The organism is Microbispora sp. H10830 (assembly GCF_014161375.1).
Taxonomy (GTDB): Bacteria; Actinomycetota; Actinomycetes; order Streptosporangiales; family Streptosporangiaceae; genus Microbispora; species Microbispora catharanthi.
The window spans coordinates 31,012-53,368 of sequence record NZ_JABBWX010000014.1; the positions used below are offsets into that span (position 1 = coordinate 31,012).

Here is a 22,357-nt window from a genome sequence, read left to right on the forward strand (position 1 = left end):
CTCACGCCGCAAGCAACTGCACCCGTGGCGTACCGGCCGACCCAGGCGTCGCGATCCGCCGCGACGCCGTGATCCGCCGGACGGCACGGGTGAGCAGGTGCTCGATCGGCAACCCGAGGGCGTCGCACACCGAACGCAGCATCTCCGACGACGGCTCTTTGCGGCCGCGCTCGACCTCCGACAGATACTGCTTCGACATGCCCACCGCACGTGCCACGTCGTCGAGCGTGCGGTCCTGGTCCAGCCGCTCGTCGCGGAGGATCTCCCCGTACACCCTGCGTAGCAACGGGTCCGGGCCGTCGGGAATCGCCGGGCCGCGCTCCTTGCCGGCCCGGCGCGTCCGGATGTCGATGACCACTGATCGGCCCGAGGCTGCCATGCCTGGCAGTCTGGCACGTCCGGACCCCGAGCGGACCGTCTGTTCGCGGACAGGTGAGCGGGCCGGCCGGGCGGGGTGGAGAGGGCGCAGGGGGATCAGGAGGGGCTGGGGTCGCCGTGCGGCGGCCGGCTGTCCCTGACCCGGTGCGCGGGCGCCCCGGGCCGTTCATGGGCGGGCGTGCTCTCTCGTCGGACTCATCGGAAGTCTCCGCGCTCGTCTGGCCTGCCGGCACTGTACCCCCGGCGTCAGGGGGTGAGCCGGTGACCGCCCAGTGAGATCGGCGACTCGGGCATGGGGGCGAAGAAGTCGAAGTTGGGCGGCGGGCCGACCCTCCGCTCCAGCGTCTTCACGATGTGCCTGGCGTCGTCGTTCGGGCCCGCGAGGTAGAAGGGCCTGCCGTCCTTGCCGAAGGTGACGGCCGCCTTCTCCTCCCACGTGCCGAGGTGTCCGGCCGCCGTGGCGAAGTCCGCCGCCGGCTCGAAGCCGAGGTCACGGGCGTAGTCGACCGCGCCGAAGACGAGGTGCCGCACCAAATCGAGCGGCGCCTCCCGCCAGCCGTACGGGTAGATCCTGAACCACTTGGGGAGGAAGCGGTGCAGCTCCACCTCGCTCATCACGTCGGGGCCGAGGGCGTGCTTGACGCCAAGGCAGTAGACGTCGACGAGGTAGGCGCAGACCGACAGCTTGTCCCAGCCGTGCTTGCGCGCCACCACCACGCTCACCGTGCCCGCGGTCTCCTGACCGTCCGGGACGTCGTCCGCCCAGCCGCTCGTGTCCGGGACGCCCAGTCCCTCGCCCCAGCCGGCGTTGATCCAGCACCCCGCGAGTTCGGGCTCGGCGGCCTGCCCGCCCGTCTGCTCGGCCACCGCCCTGACGTACGGTGCGACCGCCGCCGGCGCCATGCCCAGGGCGCGGGCGATCTGCTTGGGAGAGCGGCCCTGTCCGCGGAGCTCGCGGACCTTCTCCAAGATCGAGCTGTCCATAGGGTCCGAAGCCTACCGGTCATCCCTGGCGTGCCGGGGGTGCCGTCTGACCGGCACCATAGGGTGCGAGGCAGCGTGGACTGGAGGAAAATGGACGACCGGCGGTTGGTGCGGGTCTCGAAGTACCTGGCCAAGCATCTGCGGCACCAGCCCGAGCGCATCGGCATCGAACTCGACGCGCACGGCTGGGTGGACATCGATGCCCTGCTGACGGCGGCGGCCTCGCACGGGTTTCCGATCTCGCGTGCCGAACTGGAGCAGGTGGTCGCCGACAACGACAAGCGGCGATACGTGATCGAGGGCGATCGGATCCGGGCCAGCCAGGGGCACTCGGTGCCCGTCGACCTCGACCTGCCGGTGGTCGAGCCGCCCCCGATCCTCTATCACGGCACGGTCGCCCGGAACGTTGAGGCGATTCGCGCAGAGGGGCTGCGGTCGATGGCACGCCATCACGTCCACCTGTCGCCCGACCGGGAGACCGCGACCCGCGTCGGCGCGCGCAGGGGGAAGCCGGTCGTGCTCGTGGTGGACGCGGCGGCGATGCACGCCGCTGGGCGTCACTTCCGGGTGAGCGCCAACGGCGTCTGGCTGGTGGACCACGTCCCGCCGCACTTCATCCAGTGGTGAGGACGACGCTCGTCGGGGTGGTCACCCGTGTTCGGCGTGCCGGCCGTGGTCGGAGACCTGGGCGTCGAACCAGGCGTGCAGCGCCTTGACCAGGGAGGGCTCGCCGGTGATGTAGGTGATCTGGGCGCCGGCGGGCATCTGGGCGTAGCGGATGTCCACGCGGGTGTGCCCTTCCTGCAGTTCGTGCAGGCCGGGCATGTGGCCGCCGTGGATGGCTGCCGGGTCGCCGAAGTCCCCCTCGCGAAAGGCGGTCACCTCCTCGGCGAGGTGCTGCCGGATGAGGGTGATCTGGCGTACGTCGGAGGGGTCGTCGGCCGTGACGGTCTGCACCCCGCCGGTGGCCGTCTTGCTGAAGCGGTGTGTGGTGCGGTCCAGGTCGAACGGCATCACCGTGCGGCCTTTGGCGGCGACCTCCGCTTGGCGCTCGGCCGAGGCCTGGTGCTGCCCGTGGTCATGGCCGGAAGTCGCGCAGCCGGCCACCGCCAGTGTCAGTGCGGCCAGCGGGGCCAGGAGCAGCCCGGCGCGGCGGTGCTCACGTTTCATCTATCGCCTCCGTGAGGATGCCGAGGGCGCGCAGCACCGCCGCGCGTTCGTGTGCGGGAATGCGGTCGATGACGGCGGAGAAGCGTTCCGCTCTGGCCCGGGCGAGTCGCGCGGCGGCGTCGGCTCCTGTGGGGGTGAGCCGGACCAGGACGCCGCGGCCGTCGTCGGGGGTCGGTGTGCGCTCGGCCCAGCCGCGCTTGATGAGCTGGGTGACCAGGCGGCTGGTGGTGCTTTTCTCCAGGCGGAGCCGGTGGGCGAGCTCGTTCTGCCGCAGGGCGCCGTCCCTGGCCAGCTCGCCCAGGGCATGCGCCTCCGAAACCGGGATGGGCTGCCCGCAGGGGGTCTGAGCAGGCTGGTGCAGGCCGAAGGCGCGAACGAACCGGGCCACGGCCTCCTGCAAGTGCAACTCTTCCGACATGGTTCGACCATACAACCAGTCTCGTTGTGCGATGCAACCATTTCTTACCGGTTGGTCGAGGCGCTCGGTATTAGGGTGGCGAGACGCGCATATCCGCCCTATATCGTGCGTGCGTGGAGGATCTGATCATTTCCCGGCGCCTGCGTGTTCCCGTCGACGATGCGGGGGACGACACGCCCGGTTGGGGTGGCGTGGCTGCGCGGCAGCTCGACGGGGCGCTGCTCAGCGTCGGCTTCACATGCTCGCCGGCGCTGCTCGACCGCCTGGCCCGGCTGCCCGGCGAGCAGGTGATCGACCTTGGCGTGCGCGTCCTGGCCGCGGTCCGCCACCTGGTCGGCGACCACGTCGAGCACAACGCCTACTTCATCGACTTCCCGAGGAACGTCCCGGACACGCTGGAGTTCTGGGCGGGGCTGCTGCGCGAGGCCATGCTCGACCCGGTCGCCGCCGCCCGGCTCCAGCCGGGCATCCTCAACCTGCTCGACCTGCCGCGATACGGCAGCTACCCGCACACCTACGCCGACCTGCTGGCCGCGCACGCCGAGCTGATCCCCCTGGCCAAGGACCGGGTGACCGTGCTGGAGCTGGGCGGAAGCGTGCGGGACGAAGCACGAGAGCTCTACCTCTCGCTGGCCGGATCCGAGGTCCCGCTCGCCGCCGAGGACCTGACCGCGCTGCGCGCGCTGGCCGCGTTCTGCGCCGACTTCTGCGCCGACGACCAGCCCGAGCACGTCCCGGTACGCGAGAACCGGGCCGTCGTCAACGAAGCGCGGCTGGCCGCCGGGCGGCCCCTGCTCGTCGACACCGTGACAGACGTGCTCCGGCTGGCCGCGCTCTGCTCCGGCGGCGACGTCACTCTGGCCACCCCCACCCGCCTGCGCTCCTTCCGCCGCGCCGAACGCCGCATACTGCTGGCCGCCCTGGACGCCGTCCCGCCCGCCAAACACGGGGACGTGCTACGCCACAGAGAGCAGTGGAAGCGGCTCGGCGAGCGGCTGCACCCCCACGAGCATCCGCGGTTTCCCCGGGCGGCCCAGGTCTTCGACGTGGCCAGGGGTGTGCGCAAGGCGGCGAGCTTCGACAGCCGGGTCGAGGCCGCGCTGGCCGCGGGCCGTATCGAAGAGGCCGTCCCGCTGCTGGAGCACACGCCCGGCGCACTGCTGCGCCGCCTCGACCACCTGCTGCGTGCGGGTGGCGGCTCCGCTGTGCTGGAGGCGGCGGAGAGGGCCGCCGCCCGCGCCTCCGGCCGCGTGCTGCTGTCCCTGCGCGAGCACCTGCAGAACCGGCTCACTCCCGCAAACCGGGTTTTCACCAATCGGTTCGGCAGGGCGTGGGCGACACCCGACACCCGTGCCCCGCTCGACGAGGACGCCCTCAACCGGGTGCTCACCATCCTGGACGAGGAGATCAGCCGCCGCCTGCCCGACCTCGGCGAGTTGATCGTCGACCCCGCCGTACTCGACGTGGCGCTGCCCCTGTCGGGCAAGGCGGTCGCGCCCGGGCTCGGGATGCTGCCCCGCGGCTCGCTGTCGCCTGTGGAGGGTGAGCTGCTCCGGTTCTTCGTGCACTGGCGCCAGGCCGAGCGGCGCACCGACTACGACCTGTCCGCGCTCATGCTCGACCCCACCTATGACAACCCGACCAACATCTCGTGGACGTCCTACGCCAACGAGTTCGCGACCTACTCGGGCGACCTCACCGAGGCCCCCGAGGGCGCCTCGGAGTTCATCGACGTGAGTCTGTCCCGCGCCACCAAGCCGATCATCATTCCTCAGGTCAACGTCTACGCCGGGGAGCGGTTCGACGAGGCCGCCGAGGCATTCTTCGGCTATATGACGAGGGACGCCGCCCAGGAGGGCAGGCCGTTCGAACCGCGCACCGTGCGGATGAAGTCCGACCTGCGCGGATCCGGCCGCATCGCGCTCCCACTCGTCTTTCTGCGCGGGGACGACGATGCCTGGCGGGTGAAGTGGTTGCACCTTTACCTGTCGGGCTATCCGGCGTTCAACCAGGTGGAGGGCAACCGGGTCACCGCGTCGCTACTCGTGCGCTCGATCGTGGAGCGGGACTACCTCCGGGTCGGTTATCTGGCCGACCTGCTGCGGGCCAAGTCCTCCACGGGCGGGCAGGTCACGTACATCGGGCTTGAGGCACCCGCGGACCTCTCGGAAGGGGCGCGTATCTACACGCCGCCCACGCTGCACGAGCTGATCCCGGCCTGATATCTTGCTGACCGCAAGGCCATGGGAGAGCTTCCTTCTCACCTCTTTTGGGACCGGTCTGCCCGTACGGGCGCCGGTCTGGATCTAGTTTTCCCGCTTTCCTTGCGCTCCGGCGGGTGAGGCCATTCGGAGGCTTCCTTCTAAAATCCTGGTTCGATTCCAGGTGGGTCCGTAATGGGCCTGCTGGTATATCCAGCTTCCGAGCCCTCCTCACCCGTCCGGCCGGCGGGCCGCGCCACAGCAGGTCTTCGCCCCCCGTTTCCTGATCGTGCTTCAGCAGACAACCGAGCGACCCGCTGCAGAACCAGAGTAACGAGACAATCACGATAAGTAACATGGTGGCTACTGTCCGTATCGGCGCAGATATGGTCACGCAGTGCCACTAGCCGAACACGAAGCCCTCGTCCGCCTGTTCTGCGAACGACCCGACCTCGCCGCCGACCTGCTCACGCGCTCCCTCAGAGTCCAGCTGCCCGACTACGACTACGCAGGCCTCGAGTCGGCTGATCTCACCGAGGTCACACCCACCGAACGTCGCGCCAACTCGGTCATAGCCTTCCGTCGGAAGAGCCCCGACGACGAGCCTGAACCCGTCCTGGCTGTGATCGTGGAAGTCCAGCGTGACCGTGATTCGGACAAGCTCTGGTCTTGGCCGCTGTACCTCAGCAGTCTGCGCAGCCGGTTGAGATGTCCTGTCATGCTCCTGGTCGTCGCGCCCGATGCGGCGGTCGCCCGTTGGTGCGCCCGCCCCATCGGGCTGGGTCACCCCGGTATGGTGCTGACCCCGCTCGTCGTCGGACCGGCCGAGGTTCCGGTGATCACCGACCCCGGCCAGGTGGCGGAGGATCTCGAACTCGCCGTACTGTCGGTGATCCATCATGCCGACACGCCGCAGGGGCCGGAGATCCTCGAAGCCCTGCTCACCGCGTTGCACAATCTCGACCGCGATCAGGCGGGTATGTACGCTGACATGGTGCGTGCGGCGCTGCCTGGGGAGATCTGGGATCACTTGGAGAAGCACTTGAAGACCGAGACCTACGAGTACCTGAGTGACTGGGCCCGCGACAACATCGCCAAAGGCAAGGCCGAAGGCAAGGCGGAGGGCAAGGCGGAGGGGCAGGCCGAGGCAATCCTGACGGTTCTGTCGGCCCGAGGCATCGAGGTGCCTGAGGACATTTCCGAGAAGATCCGGAAATGTCATGACCTCGACCGGCTGGCTGCCTGGCTGCGAGCAGCCGCCACGGTCGACTCTTCTGACGCGCTGCTCGACGACATCTCCTGACGCCGTCCCGCGGTGACGTAGCCCCCGCTGTGCCGGGAAGGTCGCCGTCGATGCGAATCGCCGCCCGGGACGACCTCCACCCCGAAGCCCTCTGTCCGAGGGGCTCCGGCAGCGCGACCAGACCGACACGAGCCGTCGCCCAGCGCGAACGGTGGCGGTCAGGCGACCGGTGACTCGGCCTACGCGTGTCAGCGGGGGACGATCGGCAGCGTGATGTACGAGTCGGGGAAGACCTTCTGATGATGGATGACCAGGTCCGCCTCGGTCGCCCCGACCCGCCCGGTGCCGGGGTTGCGGTCGAAACGGGGGAAGTTGGAGCTGGAGATCTCCACCCGGATGCGGTGACCGGCCTTGAAGACCTGGCTGGTGGCGACCAGGTCGATGGCGAACGTCCCGGAGGGCTCGAGAACGCGGACGATGCCGTCGATCACGCTCATCACCCGGCCGTCGGGATACACGTTCACGAGCTTGGCCGTCCAGTCCGTCGAGGCGGCCGAGGTCTCCGCGTGCAGGGTCACCGACACCGGGCCCGTCACCTCGACATCGCTGGTGAGCACGTCGGTCGAGTAGCAGAGCACGTCGGGGCGCCGCTCCACGTCGCGCTGGTCCTGCGGCCCGACGTTGGTGGGGTCGGGCAGCAGGGTCGGGCCGCCGACGGTCGGGACCGGGTCGTGCGGGTCGAAGGTGAAGGTCGCCGGCTCGGACGCCGAGGAAGGCTCGGGAGACAGCAGGCCGTCCGAATAAAAGTAGTAGGGGGTCTCGACGGCGCGCTCCAGCGGCCAGGCCTCCTCGTCCCGCCAGACGTCGTCGCCCATCACGAAAATCTTCACCGCGGGGCCGGTGTCCTCGCCCTTCAGGAACGCGAGCTCCCGCTGCTCGAGCTGGATCGCCTGCGCGGAGGCGGCGCTCCCGAAGAACAGCCGCCCGGTGCCCGTGGCGCCCGGTGCGAGGTGGGACCAGGGCCCGATGACCAGAGGGCCGCCCAGCCGGCGGTGATTCTCCAGCGTCCCGCCGAGGAACAGGTCGAACCAGCCCGCCACGTGCATGACCGGCACCTCGACGCGGTCGTGGCGCAGGGTCTCGGCCAGTTCCTCCCAGTAGGCGTCGCGTTCGACGTGCGAGGTCCAGTCGCGCCACCAGGGGATGCCGGGGATGTCGCCGACCGGCAGGGTGCGTGCCGCGGCGTCCTGGTCGCCCAGAACGGGCAGGACCCCGGCGAGGCCCGCGCCGACGTCCTCGCCCGCCTCACCGGCGTGCATGAGCCCGAGCAGCGCCTGAAAGGCGCCCCAGTTGAGGGCCGACCCCAGCGCGAACGCGCCGCCGTGATACTTCAGGCCGTCGTGGAAGTCGTGCGGCGTCATCGAGGCGACCACGGCCTTGAGCCCGGGCGGGCGCGTCACCGCCGCCTGCAGCGCGCACCCGGCGAGGTAGGACATGCCGCTCATCACGACCTCGCCGTTCGACCAGGGCTGAGAGGTGATCCAGGTGATCGTGTCGTGGCCGTCTGCGCCCTCGTCCACCCACGGCCGGAACTCGCCGTCGCTGCTCCCGCGCCCCCGGCAGTGCTGCAGCACCACGGCGAAGCCGGCCCGCAGCGCGGGCGTCACCGGCGCCATCCGGAACGAGTCCTCGCCGTACGGCGTGCGCATGAGCAGCACTGGGAACGGACCGCCGTCGGCCGGCCGGTGAACGGTGCCCCGCAGGACGGTGCCATCCCGCATCGGCATCGGGACGTCGTGCTCGACGGCGACCGGAAGCGGGGGGCGGTCGAGCTTCGGCATGAGGACTCCTCAGGTCAGGGCGTAGGCGTCGTAGCGGACGGCGGTGGCCACGCGGGCCGCCGAGGCCACGGCGAGGGTGCGGTTGAGCCACAGATATCGATCGTCGCCGGTCTCGAAGCGGCAGAACAGCCGGAAGTAGTACTCCGACGGGTCCACGTCCTCGCCCCGCGCGAGGCGGCCGAGCACCTCGGGGGAGCCGTGCCGGACTCCGCTGGTGGTGATGTAGACGTGGGCGCCGTCGTGGGTGCGCAGCGTGTAGCGCGTGTCGATACTGATCATGCCGTCGGCGTGCACGACCTGCCAGTCGGCACCGCCGGGCAGCACGGTGCCCGACAGGCGGGGACCGTCGAACGTGCCGCCCACGATGTTGACCACACGGCGGTGGCCCCACTGCGAGTCGCCGAGGTCGAGCACGGGGTCGAGATCCACGCGGAACGTCGCGAGCGGTTCCAGGTTCACGACGCAGCACTCCGATCGACGCTCCAGGAGGGACGTTCGCTGAGCGAGGCGGGGTCGAACCCGGCCGTGCGCTTGTAGGAGGCGGCGATCTCCGCCCGCTCCGCGTGGGGGACGACCTGCTCGATGTCGTCGAACCCGCCGGGCGCGCGTTCGTGGGCGAGCTTCATGACGATCTCCGGGCCCATCTCGCGGTTGGACAGTTGCAGCGCCGTCGTGGCCGGGCGGCGCATCTCCTCGTACGACGCCAGGTCGCCCCGGGCGAGGGCGTACGCCAGCACCCGGGCGTCGATGATCGCTTGGGAGGCGCCGTTGGAGCCGATCGGATACATGGCGTGCGCCGCGTCGCCGAGCAGCGTGACGTCGCCGAAGGTCCAGCGGGGGAGCGGGTCGCGGTCCACCATCGGGTACTCGTACGCGGTCTCGGCTCCGGCGATGATCCCCGGCACGTCGAGCCAGTCGAAGCGCCAGCCGGCGAAGTGCCCGCCGATCTCGGCCAGGTCGGCGGGGCGGTTCCAGTTACCCCGGTCGGGGGCCTCGCCGTCCAGGGGCCGCTCCGCGATCCAGTTGATCAGCGTGCGCTCGCCGGTCTCGATCGGATAGGCCACGAACTTCTGTGTGCCGTCGCCCGCCATGATCATGGATCGACCGGTAAGGAACGGCTCGCCGTAGGTGACGCCGCGCCACAGGACCAGGCCGTTCCACGGCGGCGGGCCCTCGCCGGGGTACAGGTGGGCGCGCACGGCCGAGTGGATCCCGTCCGCGCCGACCAGCAGGTCCTCAGTGCCGGGGCCGGTGATCCGGCTGCCGGTCCGCACGGCGTCCGGGCCCAGCCGCTCCACCACCGCCTTGAGCAGGAGCATCTGCAGCCTCCCGCGGTGGACGGAGTACTGCGGCCAGGCGTAGCCCGCGGCCAGTCCCCGGGGCTCGGACCAGATCGGCGTGCCGTAGCGGTTGAAGTAGGCCAGTTCGGCCGTGGCCACGCCGATCTCCGCCAGCCGGTCGGCCAGTCCCAGTTCGGTCAGCTCCCGTACGGCATGCGGGAGGAGGTTGATCCCGACGCCCAGCGGCCCGATCTCGGGGGCGGCCTCGTGCACGGTCACGTCCTCGAACCCGGCCGCGTGCAGGCTGAGCGCGGCGGTGAGACCGCCGATGCCCGCTCCGGCGATGACGATGCGCACAGGCGCCTCCGGAAGAACGAAGTTGTTATGGCCGTAACAATATTCAGGACACCCCTGCGGCTACGCAAGACTTGAGCGGTGAACAGCGAGCCCGACACCCGGCCGGACCTCGGCGTGGACGTGCCGCCGGACCTGCGCTACGCGGCCTACGCGCGCGAGCGTCTGGCGGCCATGTCGCCTCCGGCCGACGCCGAGGCGTTCGCGCTGGCCTACCACCTGCTCCAGCTCGCCTACCTGCTGGTCACCGACCTGGAGACCCGCATCCACCGCCCGCGCGGCCTGACGCTGCCTGGTTTCCGGTTGATGTTCAAGCTCTGGCTGCTCGGCCCCACCCAGCCCGTACGGCTCGCCGAGATCTCCGCCATGTCGCGGTCCGCGGTGACCAACGCCGTCAACACCCTCGAACGCGGCGGCCTGGTCGAACGCCGGCCCGTGCCGGAGGACGGCCGCGCGGTGGTCGTCGCGCTGACCGCGGCGGGCGAGGCGGCCGTGCGTGAGGCCTTCGCCGAGCAGACCCGCAGGGAACGGGAGTGGTTCGCCTGCCTCGGCCCCGCCGAGCGCGAGCAGATGACCGCCCTGCTGGCCCGGATCCTCCACAGCCGGCCGGCGGATCTTCCATAGGACGAACCGGGGCAGTCGCCCAGAAGCTACGCGTACAGTTCTCGCAGGCGTCCCCGGGGGCGGGACGCGCCCGCTTCACCGTGAGGACCGCACCAGTGGCCGTTTCCGAGCAGTTCCCGCCGTTCGCGGCCCCGGACGCCGACGCCGCAGCCGAGGACGAGCCCGGCGGCGCCGAGCCGGACCCGTTCCCCGGCGACACTCACTGGTATGACCTGCCGGACGACGACGCCGCGCCGGAGGAGGGTGCGCCCCTCCCTTGGGGAAGGCGCCTGTGGCGCGCGCTGAGGCGACGCTGAAGCGCCTCCCGCTTCGGCGGCTACGCCACCGACGAGGTTGCCCACGCGCCCGAGCCGTTCGGCGCCCGCCACCACTGGTCAGGATCTTCGCGATCGATCTGGTCCACGAGCTTGTCCGCACTGGGCGCGCTTGAGGAGGTGGAGCGCGGTCGCCGTGAAGCTGTCGTGCTGTCGGATCGCTGACGACCGGCTTCCCGGGAAATTCTTCAAAGAAGTCCGGGAGGCGGTGTCGGATCGGGGTGGTGGTGTTCGTAGCAGGGGTGAGACCGCCCGCAAGGGGGCGGCGCCCAGGCAAAGGAACCGCGATCATGAAGCTGACGACCATGACTCAGGTCACCATCGACGGAGTGATGCAGGGAAACGGCGGTGCATCGGATGAGGACCGCAGGAACGGATTCGAGCGTGGCGGATGGGCCCGGGGGAAGGGTGACGACGAGACCAGGACGTTCATCACGCAGACCTACCAGCGCGCCGAGGCGTTCCTGTTCGGCCGGCGCACCTACGAACTGTTCGCCGGCTCCTGGGGATCGATCGACCAGACACATCCCATCGGCGTGGCCTTGAACGAGGCCCCCAAGTACGTTGCCTCGACCACGCTCACCGCGCCGCGTTGGAAGGACACGACCGTTCTCCGGGGTGACCTCGCGGCGGCCGTCAGTGAGCTGAAGGCCAGGCCCGGGGGTGAGTTGCAGGTGCACGGCAGCGGCGCCCTGACCCGGTGGCTGCTGGAGAACGACCTGGTCGACGAGATGACTCTGATCGTGATCCCGGTGATCCTCGGCCAGGGCGCGAGACTGTTCCCGGAGACCGGCCCGGATCTCGCGCTCGACCTGGTCGAGTCGCGCGTCGACTCGAAGGGCGTGACGATCCAGGTCTACCGGCCGGCCGGGCGTCCGCGGTATGCGACGGCCTGAAGTCCCTGACCACCGAACCACACTGTCTGACACCACAGGAGATGATCTCCAGATGCGGTACCTGGTTTCCGTGATCGATGACAAGAGCGATCCCGGCGGCACGGACAGGCGGCCTGCCATCAGCGCGTTCAACGAACGACTGATCGCCGAGGGTTACTGGGTTTTCGCGGGCGGACTCGCGGACACCGACGCGGCCACGGTCATCGACAACCGGGGCGAGCAGGCGGTGTTCAGCGACGGGCCCTTCGTGGAGTCGAAGGAGTACCTCGCCGGCGTCTGGGTGTGGGAGGCCCCCGATCTGGATGTGGCGCTCAAGCTGGCAGCCGAGGCGTCGAAGGTCTGCGATCGGAAGATCGAGGTGCGGCCGTTCCTGTGAGCAGGATCGACGTCCGCGAGGCGATCACTTAGGCCCACCATGAGGAGTCCGCCGCACGGTTTCCCGGCCTGGCCCATGTCACGGGCGCCGGACGAGGGTGATGCCGATGAGCCCGAGGTCGTGCAGCACGTCCTCGGCGCCCATCGTGCTGTGCCTGGCGGGACGACGACGTTGCTGATCACCACGTCGCAGGTCTCGCGGACCGGCGCGGCCGACAGATGCAGGCCGTCGAGCGCCCGCCCTGACCGTCCACAGCGACCGGGGCGTCACCGCCTGCCTAAGCCATCGTCAGCTGGGCTGCCATAGCTCGATTCGATTACCCTCAGGATCGGTGACCCAGCCGAACCGGCCCACACCCTCCATGTCCTGAGTCTCCCCGGCCACGTCCGCTCCCTTGGCGCGCAATTGCGCGAGCATCGCATCGAGGTCGCGGACACGGAAATTGAGCATCGTCTGCTGGGCGCGGGCGCCGAAATACTCGGTCTCCGACTCGAAAGTCGCGAACACCGTCACCCCGGCTTCCTGGCGCCACATGCCGTTCTCGTCGGCGTCCAGGCCAAGGCAATCGCGATACCAGGCACCCAGGGCCACCGGATCGGCGGCCCGCATGAAGTATCCGCCGATTCCAAGCACACGCTCCATGCCGCCATCCTGCCAGGACCATGATCGCCCGCTGCACACCTCGTCTCAATAGCGGGGAAGTCGTTATCTTTGCGGCTCGCCGAGCCTCCCCGCGCCGTAACCGGCCTGCTCGGCGTCCTTCAGGCGGTGACCTGGTCGAGGAGTTCGAGCAGGTGGTGGTAGGTCTTCCCGGTGGCGCGGGCCATGCCGATCTCGCACGTGCGGTTGACTGACGCGTGGGCGGCGAAGCCGCCCTCGGCCACCGAGGCGGCCTCGGCACGGGTGGCGGAGGCGGTCAGTTCCGGGTGCAGCAGCCCCCGGTCGCCGGCGAAGGCGCAGCACTGCCAGCCGTCCGGAACGACGACCTCCTTCGCCACCGCCTCGGCCACCTTGGCGATGGCGGCGTCGAGGCCGAGCCGGACGGACGAGCAGGTCGGATGGAGGGCGAGCGAGGTCAGCCTGCGGTCCTCCGGCGGCTGCGGCAGGCGCGGCAGGACGTGCTCGGCCACGAAGGTCACGGCGTCGAGCACCCGGACGGCGGGGGAGCCCGCCGTGGGCCGCTCGGATCCCGCGGTGGTCAGCCGTTCGAACCCTTCCGTGCAGGAGGCGGCGTCGCTGACGACCGGAAGCCGGCCGCCGTCGGTCGCCGTCAGGAGCGTCTCCCGCACCCGGCGGCGCATCACCTCGTAGCCCTCGCCGAAGCCCTTGGAGGACCACGGCGTGCCGCAGCACAGGCCCCCGACGCCCTCCGGCACGTGCAGCCGCAGGCCGGCCCGCTCGGCGAGCCGCCGTACCGCGGCCATGACGCCGGGCCCGCCGTCGGCGGGGGCGAACATGGTGTTGAGGCACGACGGCACGTACACCGCGTCGGCCTCGTGACGCGGCACGGGGCGGCGGGGCGTGCCGCCGCGCGGCAGGTCACGGCTCCACTGGGGGACGGTGTCGGGGTCGCCGACGGCGCGGGCGGCCCGGCTCGCTCCCTCGGCGAGCCCGGCCGGGGCAGCGGCGGCCGCGTCCATCGCGAGGTCCATGGCCCGGGTCACCGCGCTCCAGTGCTTCGCGGCGGTTTTCCAGCCCGCCCGCGCCGTGCGCCCGTGACGACCGGCGCGCAGGCGCTTGGTGAGGTCACCGGTGTTGATCAGCACGGGGCAGGCGGTGGCGCACATGCCGTCCACGGCGCAGGTGTCGACGGCGTCGTAGTCGTACTCCTCGGCGAGCTGCCGGGCGAGCGCGTGGTCGCCGGCCGCCTCGGCCGCGGCGATCTCGCGGCGCAGCACGATGCGCTGGCGCGGGGTGGTGGTGAGGTCGCGGCTGGGGCAGACCGGCTCGCAGTAGCCGCATTCCACGCACCGATCGACCTCGGGCTCGACGCTGACGACGGTCTTGAGGTCGCGCAGGTGCGCCTTCGGGTCGTCGGTGAGCACGACGCCGGGATTGAGAGTGCCGGCCGGGTCGCACAGCCGTTTGATCTCCCGCATCACCTCATAGAGCTCGTCGCCGTACTGGCGGCGCACGAAGGGGGCCATGACCCGTCCGGTGCCGTGCTCGGCCTTGAGTGTGCCGCCGCGGTCGAGCACGGCGGTGACCATCTCCTCGGTGAAGTCGGCGTAGCGGTCGAGGTCGGTGCCGAAGCGCTCGTTCAGCATGAAGTGCAGGTTGCCGTCCTTGGCGTGCCCGAAGATCACGCTGCGCTCGTACCTGTGCTTCGCGAACAGCTCGGCCAGGTCGTCGCAGAGATCCGCCAGGGCGGGCACGGGGACGGCCACGTCCTCCAGCAACGCCGTCGTGCCACTGGGCCGAGCCCCGGCGACCGCGGCGTACAGGTTCTTGCGGATGCGCCACAGGGCCGCCCGGCCGGCGCTGTCACCGCTGAGCCGGGCGGGGGCGGCGAGGTTCAGCCGGGCGAACACCCGCCCGGCCTCACGCTCGCGTGCGCTGAGCGGTTCGGGGTCGGGCTCCTGCCACTCCACCAGCAGCGCCGCGTGATCGCGCACCTCCAGCGTCCGCAGGACGTCGTCGGCGTGCGGGTCGAGCCGGGCCACCCGCAGTGACTCGGCGTCGAGCAGCTCGACGGCGGCGGGGCCGGCCGCGACCAGCTCGGGCGTGGCGGCCATCGCCTCCCGTAGCGAGGAGAAGACCAGCAGGCCGGTCGCGGCGAGGCGGTGCGCCGGCACGGTGCGCAGCACCGCCTCGGCGACGAAACCGAGGGTGCCCTCGCTGCCGATCACCAGGTGGGCGAGGATCTGCGCCGGGCTGTCGTGGTCGAGGAAGCTGTTGAGGCCGTAGCCCATGGTGTTCTTGATGGCGAACTGCGCTGTGATCCGGCGTACCGATTCGGGGTTGCCGCGGATGCGGTCGCGCAGCCGTTCCAGGCCCTCGGCCAGGGCGGGTTCGAGGGCGCGCAGCCGGGCGTCGGCGTCGGGCGCGCCGGTGTCGATCACGGTGCCGCTGGGCAGCACCAGGACCATCGACTCCAGCGTCCGGTAGGTGTTGGCGTGGGTGCCGCAGGTCATCCCGCTGGAGTTGTTGGCCACCACCCCGCCGATCGTGCACGCCGACTCACTGGCCGGGTCGGGGCCCAGCCTGCGGCCGTAGGCCGCGAGGCGGGCGTTGACCTGCCGCAGCACGGCCCCGGGCTGCACCCGCACCCGCTCGCCGTTGTCGAGGACCTCGATGCCCCTGAAGTGCCTGCGGGTGTCGACCAGCAGGTGGCCGGTGACGCCCTGCCCGGACAGGCTGGTGCCGCCGGAGCGGAAGGTCAGCGGCAGCCCGGTCCGCATCAGCGCCGCCACCTGCGCGGCGCTTTCCGGCACCACGACGGCCTGCGGGGTCAGCAGGTAGTGCGAGGCGTCGTGCGCCATGCCGAGCCGGTCACTCGCCCGCGCACGGGTGATCCCCGGGACGGCGGCCTCCACCGCCGCCAGTACTGCGGGGTCGGACGGCGCCCGCCGTCGCGGTTCTGCATGGGTTCCGGCATCGGTAAGGCTCATGATCTCAACGCTTCCGTCCGGAGGCGCGATGCGCCCCCTCTATCGCCGAGGGTCGATGTGGATCTTCGGGCCCGGACCCGCGCCGGCCGGGCGGCGCCCCGCCAGCACGCCGGCGGCGTCGTCCAGGCCGACGGTGGCGGCCACGAGCGGGCGGGCGTCGACCGACCCGTCCGCGTACGCCTCGATGGTCCCGGCCAGACCGGCCGATCCGCTGAGCACGCCGACGGCGGTGACGTCCCTGAACACGAGGTCGCGGGTGTCGATCCGGCTGGGGGACCCGGCGAGACCGATATAGACTACCCGGCCCGCGGGCCTGACCAGGTCGAGCGCGAGCGCCGGCAGGTCCGCCCCGTTGGACGCGTCGACCACGGCGTCCCACGGCAGGGACGGCAGTGACGCCCGGGTCCACGCGCCCGCGAAGCCGAGGTCGCGGGCCAGGAGGAGCGTGGGCTCGTCGCGGCCCATCAGATGCACCTGCGCGCCCCGCGCCCGCGCGAGCAGCGCGACGAGCAGGCCGATCGTGCCCGTGCCCAGCACCAGCAGCCGATCACCGGATTGCAGGGCGGCGCCGCGCACCGCGCGCAGGGCGTTGCCGCCGGGTTCGACCAGCGCGCCCATCGTCGCGTCGATCGTCTCGGGCAGCGCGTGCAGCGCCCCCGCCGGTACGGCGAGCCGCTCGGCGAGCGCCCCGGGGAAGCCCTTGCGAATGCCGATCTCGGCCCGGTCGGGACAGACGTGGTGCAGTCCGTCGCCGCAGAGGCGGCAGCGCCCGCAGCCGAGCTGGGTGTCGCCGGTGACGCGGCGGCCCAGCCAGCGGGGGTCGACGCCCTCCCCGAGCGCCGTGACGACGCCACACCATTCGTGGCCGGGGCGCAGCGGATACCAGGCGTGGCCGGAGTGCAGATAGCTCATCTTGCCGGTGAACAGCTCCACGTCGGTGCCGCAGACGCCGACCCGCTCGACGTCGACGACCACCTGCCCGGGCGCCGCGACCGGCGGCTCGAGGTCCGCCACCTCGGCCCTGCCGGGGCCGGTGACGACCAGTGCCCGCACTACCGGGAGAAGGGGAGGGGCGCGAGGGCGCCGATGCGGGTGAGGGGCAAGGTCCTGTCTCCTTGACGGGGATCGGGGCTCATGACCGAGGAGGCACCCAGTAGGGCGTCGCCAGGCCGCGTACGCCCACTTGGGCGGTGAACAGGTGCCCGGACCCCGGGTGTTCGGCCGGATCGACGCCACTGGCGGACGTGGTGATGACGAGGACGTCGAGATCCGGTCCGGCGAAGGCGGGACAGGTGACGTTGGGGGCGCCGACCTCGACCGTGGCGAGCAGGCGCCCGCCGGGATCGCGGCACTCCACCCGGCCGCCGCCGAACACCGCGATCCACAGGTTGCCCTCGGCGTCGGCGCACATCCCGTCGGGCATGCCGTCGGTGAGCCTGAACAGCTCCCGCCGCGGCCCGGTCCGTCCTGCGGCGGGGTCGTAGTCGCGCTCCCACACCACGTGCGGCGTGCTGTCGATGCTGTACATGCGGTCGCCCGCGGGGCTCCAGGCCAGGCCGTTCGACAGGGTCAGGTCGTCGTCGAGGCGGACGCAGGTCCTGCCGTCGAGGCGGACCAGCACCTCCTGGCCCTCCCGGTCGTCCAGCGCCATGCTGCCGATCAGGAAGCGCCCGGCCGGGTCCACGGCGCCGTCGTTGAGCCTGCTCGGCGCGCCGGAAGGCAGCACCCGGGCGAGCTCGGTGCGGCGGCCTGCGGTGTCGACCCGGGTGAGGACCTCGCGCTCGGCGACGACGAGCTCTCCGCCGGCGGAGACGGCGACCGCGCCCACGGTGTTGCCCGCCGTGCCCCCCGCCGTGCCCCCCGCCGTGCCCCCCGCCGTGCCGCCGAAGGTGTGCGCCGTGGTGGCGGCGATGGCGCCGGTCGCGGGGTCGAGCCGTCCCTCGTGCACCGCCCCCGCGTCGATGTCCACCCACAGCAGGCGCTGCCTGGCGGGATCCCACACAGGGCCCTCGCCGAGGGCGTACACCTCGCCGGATGCCTGGGTGGCGGTGAACTGCCTGGTCATGGCATCTCCTGTCCGGCGGGGATCGCACGGATGGACGGCAGGCCCTCGGGAACCGCCCGCGGCGGAGCGAGCGGAAGTGTGGTCATGTTCCGGATACTAGAGCCGATTTCGGGCGGGAGAAAAGGTCTTCACCGGGAGTTCGGCGTCCTCACCGGCTCCAGCGGCCACCGGGTGTCCCGCGATTCGCATCAGCGGTGCGCCACCGCGTCATCTTCAGAGGTCGCGGGCGTGGAGGTAGGCGTCCAGGTCGGCGGCGCCCTTGAGCATGGCGCGGCCCCGCGCGGACAGGCGGGCCTGCCAGTCGCGCAGGGTCGACTCCAGCGGGGCGACGCCTCCGGCGGAGCGGACCTGAGCGATCAGCGGGGCGATCTGCTCCAGCAGGTAGCCGCCCCGCCTGAGCTGGTGGGCCAGCCGGACGTCGCGGACGTCGGCCGCACTGTAGATCCGATAGCCCGTCAGCGGATCGCGGCGCGGCCGGACCAGCCCGGCGTTCTCCCATTTGCGCAGGGTGGCGGGGCGCAGGCCGAGCCGCCTGGCCAGGGGGCCGATGAACGTGTCGCCGCGTTCCTGCGGCACGGGCGCCAGATCGCGGAGCGCGGCCTCGACGGCCTGGAGGGTGCGGCGGTCGTCGAGGAGCCGGGCGTGGCTCTCGTCGACGAGCCGCAGCGCGTCCTCGACGGCGCCCCGGTTGACCGCCTGCATGATCGACGTGGCCGTCTGGTGACCGTGCCCGGGCACGAGGGCGAGGAACGCGCGCAGGGCCTGCGCGTGCAGCGGGGTGTAGGTGCGGTAGCCGTGGTCGGTGCGTCCGGCGGCGGGCAGGATGCCGGCCTCCTCGTAGTTCCTGATCGCCTGGGTGGACAGGCCGTGCTCACGCGCCAGGTCCACTGGCCTCATGGATGCATCACCGATTGAAGGTCCATCGCGGTGAAAGGGGGGTTTTCGGGGAAAAGTTTACATCGAATGTTCAACGATACCGTCAAAGGTATGGATATCAAGGACACGGCCCGGCCGCTCGACGGCGCGGGAGTCTCGGCGTTCCTCGGGTCGCTTCCCGCCCGGCCCCTGCTGCTCGGCCTGGGCGAGGCCAGGCACTTCGTGGGGGAGCTGGGCGAGGTGCGCAACGAGATCTTCCGGCATCTGGTCGAGCACGAGGGTTACCGGTCGTTCGCCATCGAGAGCGACTGTCTCAAGGGCCTCGTGGTGGACGACTACATCACGACGGGCGCGGGCACGCTCGACGACGTCATGGAACGCGGCTTCAGCCACGGCTTCGGCGCGTCACCGGCCAACCGCGAGCTCGTGCGCTGGATGCGGGCGTACAACGAGGAGCATGACGAGAAGATCCGGTTCTTCGGGTTCGACGGTCCGCTGGAGTACTGGGCGGCGAGCCCGCGCCAGGCGCTCACCGCCCTCTACGCCCTCCTCGACGGCCCGCTCCCCGGCACCGTGGTGACCGAGGAAGCCCTCGACGCTCTGCTGGGCCAGGACGAGCGGTGGTCGAACGAGGCCGCGGCCATGGATCCGTCCCAGTCGATCGGCCGGTCCGCCGACGCCCAGCGGCTGCGGCTGATCGCCGACGACCTGGTGGCGCTGCTCGAGACGCAGGCGCCGCAGCTGAGCACGGAGGACGGGGAGCGGGCGGCACTGTACGCACGCACCGCCGTCGGCCTGCTCCGCTACCACTACTGGATGGCCGACGCGTCGCCGGCACGGTGGACCCGGCTGTCGGCCCTGCGGGACGCGATGATGGCCGCCAACCTGCGTGCCGTCGCCGGGCACGGGCCGGCCCTGGTCTTCGCGAGCAACCTCCACCTGCAGCGGAACAAGAGCGTGATGCCGTTCGGCGACCAGCAGCTGGAGTGGTGGAGCGCGGGGGCGATCACCGCGACGCGCCTGGGCGACCGGTACGCCTTCCTGGCCTCGGCCTTCGGCACGGCCGGCGACGACACCCCGCCCCCGGACACCGTGGAGGGCATCCTGTCCACGCTCCCGTGGGAGCACTCTCTCGTCGACGCCCGCCGCTTGGCCGAGGCGGTCACGGAGCCCGCCCCGCGCGTCTCCCGCGATTTCGCCTATTTCCCGCTGGACCCGGCTCAGCTCGGCATGATCGACGGTGTCGTCTTCCTCAGGCAGGTTGTCACGCCGGGTTGACGGAAGTGCGTGCGTGTCAGGCCTGGCCGGCGCGTACGCTCATCGACCACCCCATCCGTGCCCGCCCCCTCACCGGGGTGGGCACGTCACTTGCCCGCCATCACGGCCTTCAGCTCGTCGAACGACTCCCGAACGAGCTGCGACATGTCCGGCTCGCCGGGATCACTGATCCACTGCTCGAACGCGATCTTGAAGACGGCGATCCCCGCTTCGGCGGCCAGGCTCGCGGCCGGGTTCGCGACGCCGCGCCGCCGCAGCGTGTCGGCGAGCGCCGCGGACAGCGACGCGAGCTTGATCAGCTCCCGTTCCCGGAGTTCGGCGTTGGCGGCGATGACGGTCTGCCGCTGCCGGGCGCTCTCGCGGCGCTCCTGGAACATGGCGCCGACGCTCTCGACGGCTCCGGCTATCGCGTCGATCGGCGCGGCGGAGTCCGGCGCGGCGGCGACGGCGTTCACGAGGTGATCCCGCAGTGCGCCCGAGCCCCAGAACAGCACCTCGCGCTTGTCGGCGAAGTGCCGGAAGAACGTGCGCTCCGTCAGCCCCGCTCGCTTGGCGATCTCCGCCACCGTGGTCTGCTCGTATCCGCGTTCGATGTAGAGCTCGATCGCCGCCTGCTCCAGACGGCCGCGCGCGTTCGGCTCCCAGCGACCCATGCCTCGGATCCTACCCTGATGACAGCGGCTGACATCAGTGCTACGTTGATGACAGTCACTGACATCGCCGTCCGTTCGGGGTGACCCGGCGCGGAGGGCAATCGACCGTTTGGAGTACGTCATGCGCGTGTTCGTCACCGGCGCGTCCGGCTGGATCGGCTCCGCCGTCGTCCCCGAGCTCCTCGGCGCGGGGCACGAGGTCGTCGGCCTGGCGCGCTCCGACGCGTCGGCCGCCGCACTCACGAGGGCCGGGGCGCAGGTGTGCCGTGGCACAATCGACGATCTCGACACTCTGCGGCGCGCGGCCGCGGAGTCGGACGGCGTGATCCACCTCGCGTTCAAGCACGACATCGCCTTCACCGGCGACTTCCAGGGCGCCGCCGACGCGGATCGCCGCGCCGTCGAGACGTTCGGTGAGGTGCTGGCGGGCTCTGACCGGCCGTTCGTCCTCGCCTCCGGCATCCTCGGGCTGACCCAGGGGCGGGTGGCGACCGAAAGGGACGGGCGTGATTCCGGCTCCGCCGGGGCGCACGACGACGGCCCGCGGGCCCGGCAGGCCACCGCGCTGAGGACGCTCGACCTCGCCTCCCACGGCGTCCGCTCATCGGTGCTGCGCCTGCCCCCGACCGTGTACGGCGAGGGAGACCACGGCTTCATGGCGGCATTGGTCGGCATCGCCCGCGACAGGGGCGTGTCCGGTCAAGTCGGCGACGGGTCCAACCGCTGGCCCGGGGTGCACCGGCTCGACGCCGCGCACCTGTTCCGCCTCGCGCTGGAGAAGGCCCCGGCGGGATCGGTGCTGCACGCGGTCACCGACGAGGGCGTGCCGATCCGCGCCGTCGCCGAGGTGATCGGCCGCCACCTCGGTCTGCCGGTGGTCTCGATCCCCCGCGAGGAGGCGAGCGAGCACTTCTCCTGGCTGGGTGGCATGATCGGGATCGACGCCCCGGCGTCGAGCGCGCTGACCCGTGAACTGCTGGGCTGGCAGCCGGTGCAGCCGGGGCTGATCGACGACCTCGACAAGGGCCACTACTTTCGAGCTGGGTGACCGGCGACCGGCGACCGGTGACCGGCGACCGGCGGGCGCGCCGGTGCGGGATCGTCAGGGCCGGGGCAGGGCGATGGAGGTCGCGATGTGCCCGTCGCTCACCACCCACCGCCCCGGCAGGGTGTTCGTCGCGATGGCCGGGTCGGCGACCAGGAGCCGGGCGCGGAACGTGCCCGAGGGCTCGATGTCCACGACCGCCCCGGTGAAGTCGAGCCAGCGGCCGGTCAGCGGGAACCACACCTTGTAGACCGACTCCTTGGCGCTGAACAGGATCCTGTCCCAGCAGACCTCGCCGTCCACGTCGCCCATCGCCCGGAGGGCGGCGATCTCCTCGCGTGAGGCGATCGTGGAAAGGACCTCCTCCGGAAGGGGTTCGTGCGGTTCCGCGTCGATCCCGACCGCGCGCGCGACGTCCACGGAGGCGACGGCCGCCGCGCGATAGCCCGAGCAGTGCGTGATGCTGCCGACCGTGCCGGCGGGCCAGACGGGCGCGCCCCGCTCGCCGCGCGGGATCGGCACCGGCGTGACGCCGATCCGGGCCAGCGCGAGCCGGGCGCAGTGGCGTCCGGTGACGAACTCGCGCCGCCGCCGGTCGACGGCCCGCGCGATGAGCGGCCTCTCCTCCGGGAACAGCGTCTCCTCCGGCACGTCGCCGAACTTCTCGGCCGACGCCACCCACGGGGGAAGGATCTCGTCGATCATGCGGCCGTCCCCGGCGCCGCGAACATCCCCTCCACCGACGCGGCC

Annotated in this window: 23 protein-coding genes; 9 read left to right on the forward strand and 14 right to left on the reverse strand. The window is 71.4% G+C overall.

The features are described from left to right. Position 1 precedes the first annotated feature (1 nt). Together HHX35_RS30890 and HHX35_RS30895 are read right to left on the reverse strand one after the other, a co-directional pair. Positions 2-379: a helix-turn-helix domain-containing protein gene (locus HHX35_RS30890; RefSeq protein WP_139577728.1), complete on the reverse strand. Its 378-nt coding sequence runs from the start codon at positions 377-379 to the stop codon at positions 2-4. A 245-nt stretch (positions 380-624) separates the two neighbouring features. Next, on the reverse strand, positions 625-1,362 hold the full coding sequence (locus HHX35_RS30895) for a helix-turn-helix domain-containing protein (protein ID WP_182902196.1): 738 nt from the start codon (positions 1,360-1,362) through the stop codon (positions 625-627). A 90-nt stretch (positions 1,363-1,452) separates the two neighbouring features. Between HHX35_RS30895 and HHX35_RS30900 the strand changes: the two genes are divergently transcribed. Then, a complete protein-coding gene (locus HHX35_RS30900; RefSeq protein ID WP_182902366.1) occupies positions 1,453-1,989 on the forward strand; it encodes an RNA 2'-phosphotransferase in 537 nt (178 codons plus the stop codon). Positions 1,990-2,010: 21 nt separating this feature from the next. Here HHX35_RS30900 and HHX35_RS30905 read toward each other — a convergent pair whose 3' ends face one another. Together HHX35_RS30905 and HHX35_RS30910 are read right to left on the reverse strand one after the other, a co-directional pair. Continuing rightward, on the reverse strand, positions 2,011-2,532 hold the full coding sequence (locus tag HHX35_RS30905) for an aspartate carbamoyltransferase (protein WP_182902197.1): 522 nt from the start codon (positions 2,530-2,532) through the stop codon (positions 2,011-2,013). Next, positions 2,522-2,950: a MarR family winged helix-turn-helix transcriptional regulator gene (locus tag HHX35_RS30910; protein WP_182902198.1), complete on the reverse strand. Its 429-nt coding sequence runs from the start codon at positions 2,948-2,950 to the stop codon at positions 2,522-2,524. Before HHX35_RS30910 ends, HHX35_RS30905 begins: the two co-directional genes overlap by 11 nt. 113 nt (positions 2,951-3,063) lie before the next feature. On the opposite strand from HHX35_RS30910, the gene HHX35_RS30915 reads away from it, so the two are divergent. Both HHX35_RS30915 and HHX35_RS30920 read left to right on the forward strand, forming a co-directional pair. Further along, on the forward strand, positions 3,064-5,172 hold the full coding sequence (locus tag HHX35_RS30915) for a hypothetical protein (protein ID WP_310739413.1): 2,109 nt from the start codon (positions 3,064-3,066) through the stop codon (positions 5,170-5,172). A 376-nt stretch (positions 5,173-5,548) separates the two neighbouring features. Then, positions 5,549-6,454 (forward strand): hypothetical protein, encoded by a 906-nt coding sequence (locus HHX35_RS30920; RefSeq protein ID WP_182902199.1) that lies wholly within the window; start codon positions 5,549-5,551, stop codon positions 6,452-6,454. Positions 6,455-6,642: 188 nt separating this feature from the next. Here the strand turns inward: HHX35_RS30920 and HHX35_RS30925 are convergent, their stop codons facing one another. From HHX35_RS30925 to HHX35_RS44820, 3 genes are read right to left on the reverse strand one after another with little or no spacing between them, the layout of a single operon-like run. After that, positions 6,643-8,235 carry a CocE/NonD family hydrolase gene (locus tag HHX35_RS30925; RefSeq protein WP_182902200.1) on the reverse strand — a complete coding sequence of 531 codons (1,593 nt, stop codon included), beginning with the start codon at positions 8,233-8,235 and terminating at the stop codon, positions 6,643-6,645. A gap of 9 nt (positions 8,236-8,244) precedes the next feature. Then, entirely contained in the window at positions 8,245-8,694 is a 450-nt protein-coding gene (locus HHX35_RS30930) for a DUF3237 domain-containing protein (RefSeq protein ID WP_139577734.1), read from the reverse strand. Next, positions 8,691-9,872, reverse strand: a complete 1,182-nt coding sequence (locus HHX35_RS44820; RefSeq protein ID WP_182902201.1) for a flavin-dependent oxidoreductase — start codon at positions 9,870-9,872, stop codon at positions 8,691-8,693. The genes HHX35_RS30930 and HHX35_RS44820 overlap by 4 nt, the downstream gene beginning before the upstream one ends. A 78-nt stretch (positions 9,873-9,950) precedes the next feature. Between HHX35_RS44820 and HHX35_RS30940 the strand changes: the two genes are divergently transcribed. From HHX35_RS30940 to HHX35_RS30955, 4 genes are all read left to right on the forward strand, one after another. After that, a complete protein-coding gene (locus tag HHX35_RS30940; RefSeq protein WP_310739414.1) occupies positions 9,951-10,493 on the forward strand; it encodes a MarR family transcriptional regulator in 543 nt (180 codons plus the stop codon). A 95-nt stretch (positions 10,494-10,588) separates the two neighbouring features. Next, complete coding sequence (locus HHX35_RS30945; RefSeq protein WP_182902202.1) at positions 10,589-10,789, forward strand: hypothetical protein; 201 nt, start codon at positions 10,589-10,591, stop codon at positions 10,787-10,789. 308 nt (positions 10,790-11,097) lie between these two features. Beyond that, positions 11,098-11,703, forward strand: coding sequence for a dihydrofolate reductase family protein (locus HHX35_RS30950; RefSeq protein WP_182902203.1), 606 nt, complete (start codon positions 11,098-11,100; stop codon positions 11,701-11,703). 52 nt (positions 11,704-11,755) lie between these two features. After that, positions 11,756-12,079: a YciI family protein gene (locus HHX35_RS30955; RefSeq protein WP_182902204.1), complete on the forward strand. Its 324-nt coding sequence runs from the start codon at positions 11,756-11,758 to the stop codon at positions 12,077-12,079. Between the two features lie 288 nt (positions 12,080-12,367). On the opposite strand, the gene HHX35_RS30960 is transcribed toward HHX35_RS30955, so the two are convergent. From HHX35_RS30960 to HHX35_RS30980, 5 genes are all read right to left on the reverse strand, one after another. After that, entirely contained in the window at positions 12,368-12,721 is a 354-nt protein-coding gene (locus HHX35_RS30960) for a VOC family protein (protein WP_182902205.1), read from the reverse strand. A gap of 119 nt (positions 12,722-12,840) precedes the next feature. Further along, positions 12,841-15,690, reverse strand: coding sequence for an FAD-binding and (Fe-S)-binding domain-containing protein (locus tag HHX35_RS30965; protein WP_182902206.1), 2,850 nt, complete (start codon positions 15,688-15,690; stop codon positions 12,841-12,843). 39 nt (positions 15,691-15,729) lie between these two features. Further along, entirely contained in the window at positions 15,730-16,743 is a 1,014-nt protein-coding gene (locus tag HHX35_RS30970; RefSeq protein ID WP_182902207.1) for an alcohol dehydrogenase catalytic domain-containing protein, read from the reverse strand. Between the two features lie 79 nt (positions 16,744-16,822). Beyond that, complete coding sequence (locus tag HHX35_RS30975) at positions 16,823-17,755, reverse strand: SMP-30/gluconolactonase/LRE family protein (protein WP_182902208.1); 933 nt, start codon at positions 17,753-17,755, stop codon at positions 16,823-16,825. 213 nt (positions 17,756-17,968) lie between these two features. Beyond that, positions 17,969-18,652: a TioE family transcriptional regulator gene (locus HHX35_RS30980; protein ID WP_182902209.1), complete on the reverse strand. Its 684-nt coding sequence runs from the start codon at positions 18,650-18,652 to the stop codon at positions 17,969-17,971. Positions 18,653-18,742: 90 nt separating this feature from the next. On the opposite strand from HHX35_RS30980, the gene HHX35_RS30985 reads away from it, so the two are divergent. After that, positions 18,743-19,909, forward strand: coding sequence for an erythromycin esterase family protein (locus HHX35_RS30985; RefSeq protein ID WP_259405562.1), 1,167 nt, complete (start codon positions 18,743-18,745; stop codon positions 19,907-19,909). Between the two features lie 86 nt (positions 19,910-19,995). Here the strand turns inward: HHX35_RS30985 and HHX35_RS30990 are convergent, their stop codons facing one another. Beyond that, positions 19,996-20,562: a TetR/AcrR family transcriptional regulator gene (locus HHX35_RS30990; protein ID WP_182902211.1), complete on the reverse strand. Its 567-nt coding sequence runs from the start codon at positions 20,560-20,562 to the stop codon at positions 19,996-19,998. A 121-nt stretch (positions 20,563-20,683) separates the two neighbouring features. Between HHX35_RS30990 and HHX35_RS30995 the strand changes: the two genes are divergently transcribed. Then, positions 20,684-21,610 carry an SDR family oxidoreductase gene (locus HHX35_RS30995; protein WP_182902212.1) on the forward strand — a complete coding sequence of 309 codons (927 nt, stop codon included), beginning with the start codon at positions 20,684-20,686 and terminating at the stop codon, positions 21,608-21,610. 54 nt (positions 21,611-21,664) lie between these two features. Here HHX35_RS30995 and HHX35_RS31000 read toward each other — a convergent pair whose 3' ends face one another. Further along, complete coding sequence (locus HHX35_RS31000) at positions 21,665-22,312, reverse strand: 4'-phosphopantetheinyl transferase (RefSeq protein ID WP_182902213.1); 648 nt, start codon at positions 22,310-22,312, stop codon at positions 21,665-21,667. Between the last annotated feature and the right edge of the window lie 45 nt (positions 22,313-22,357).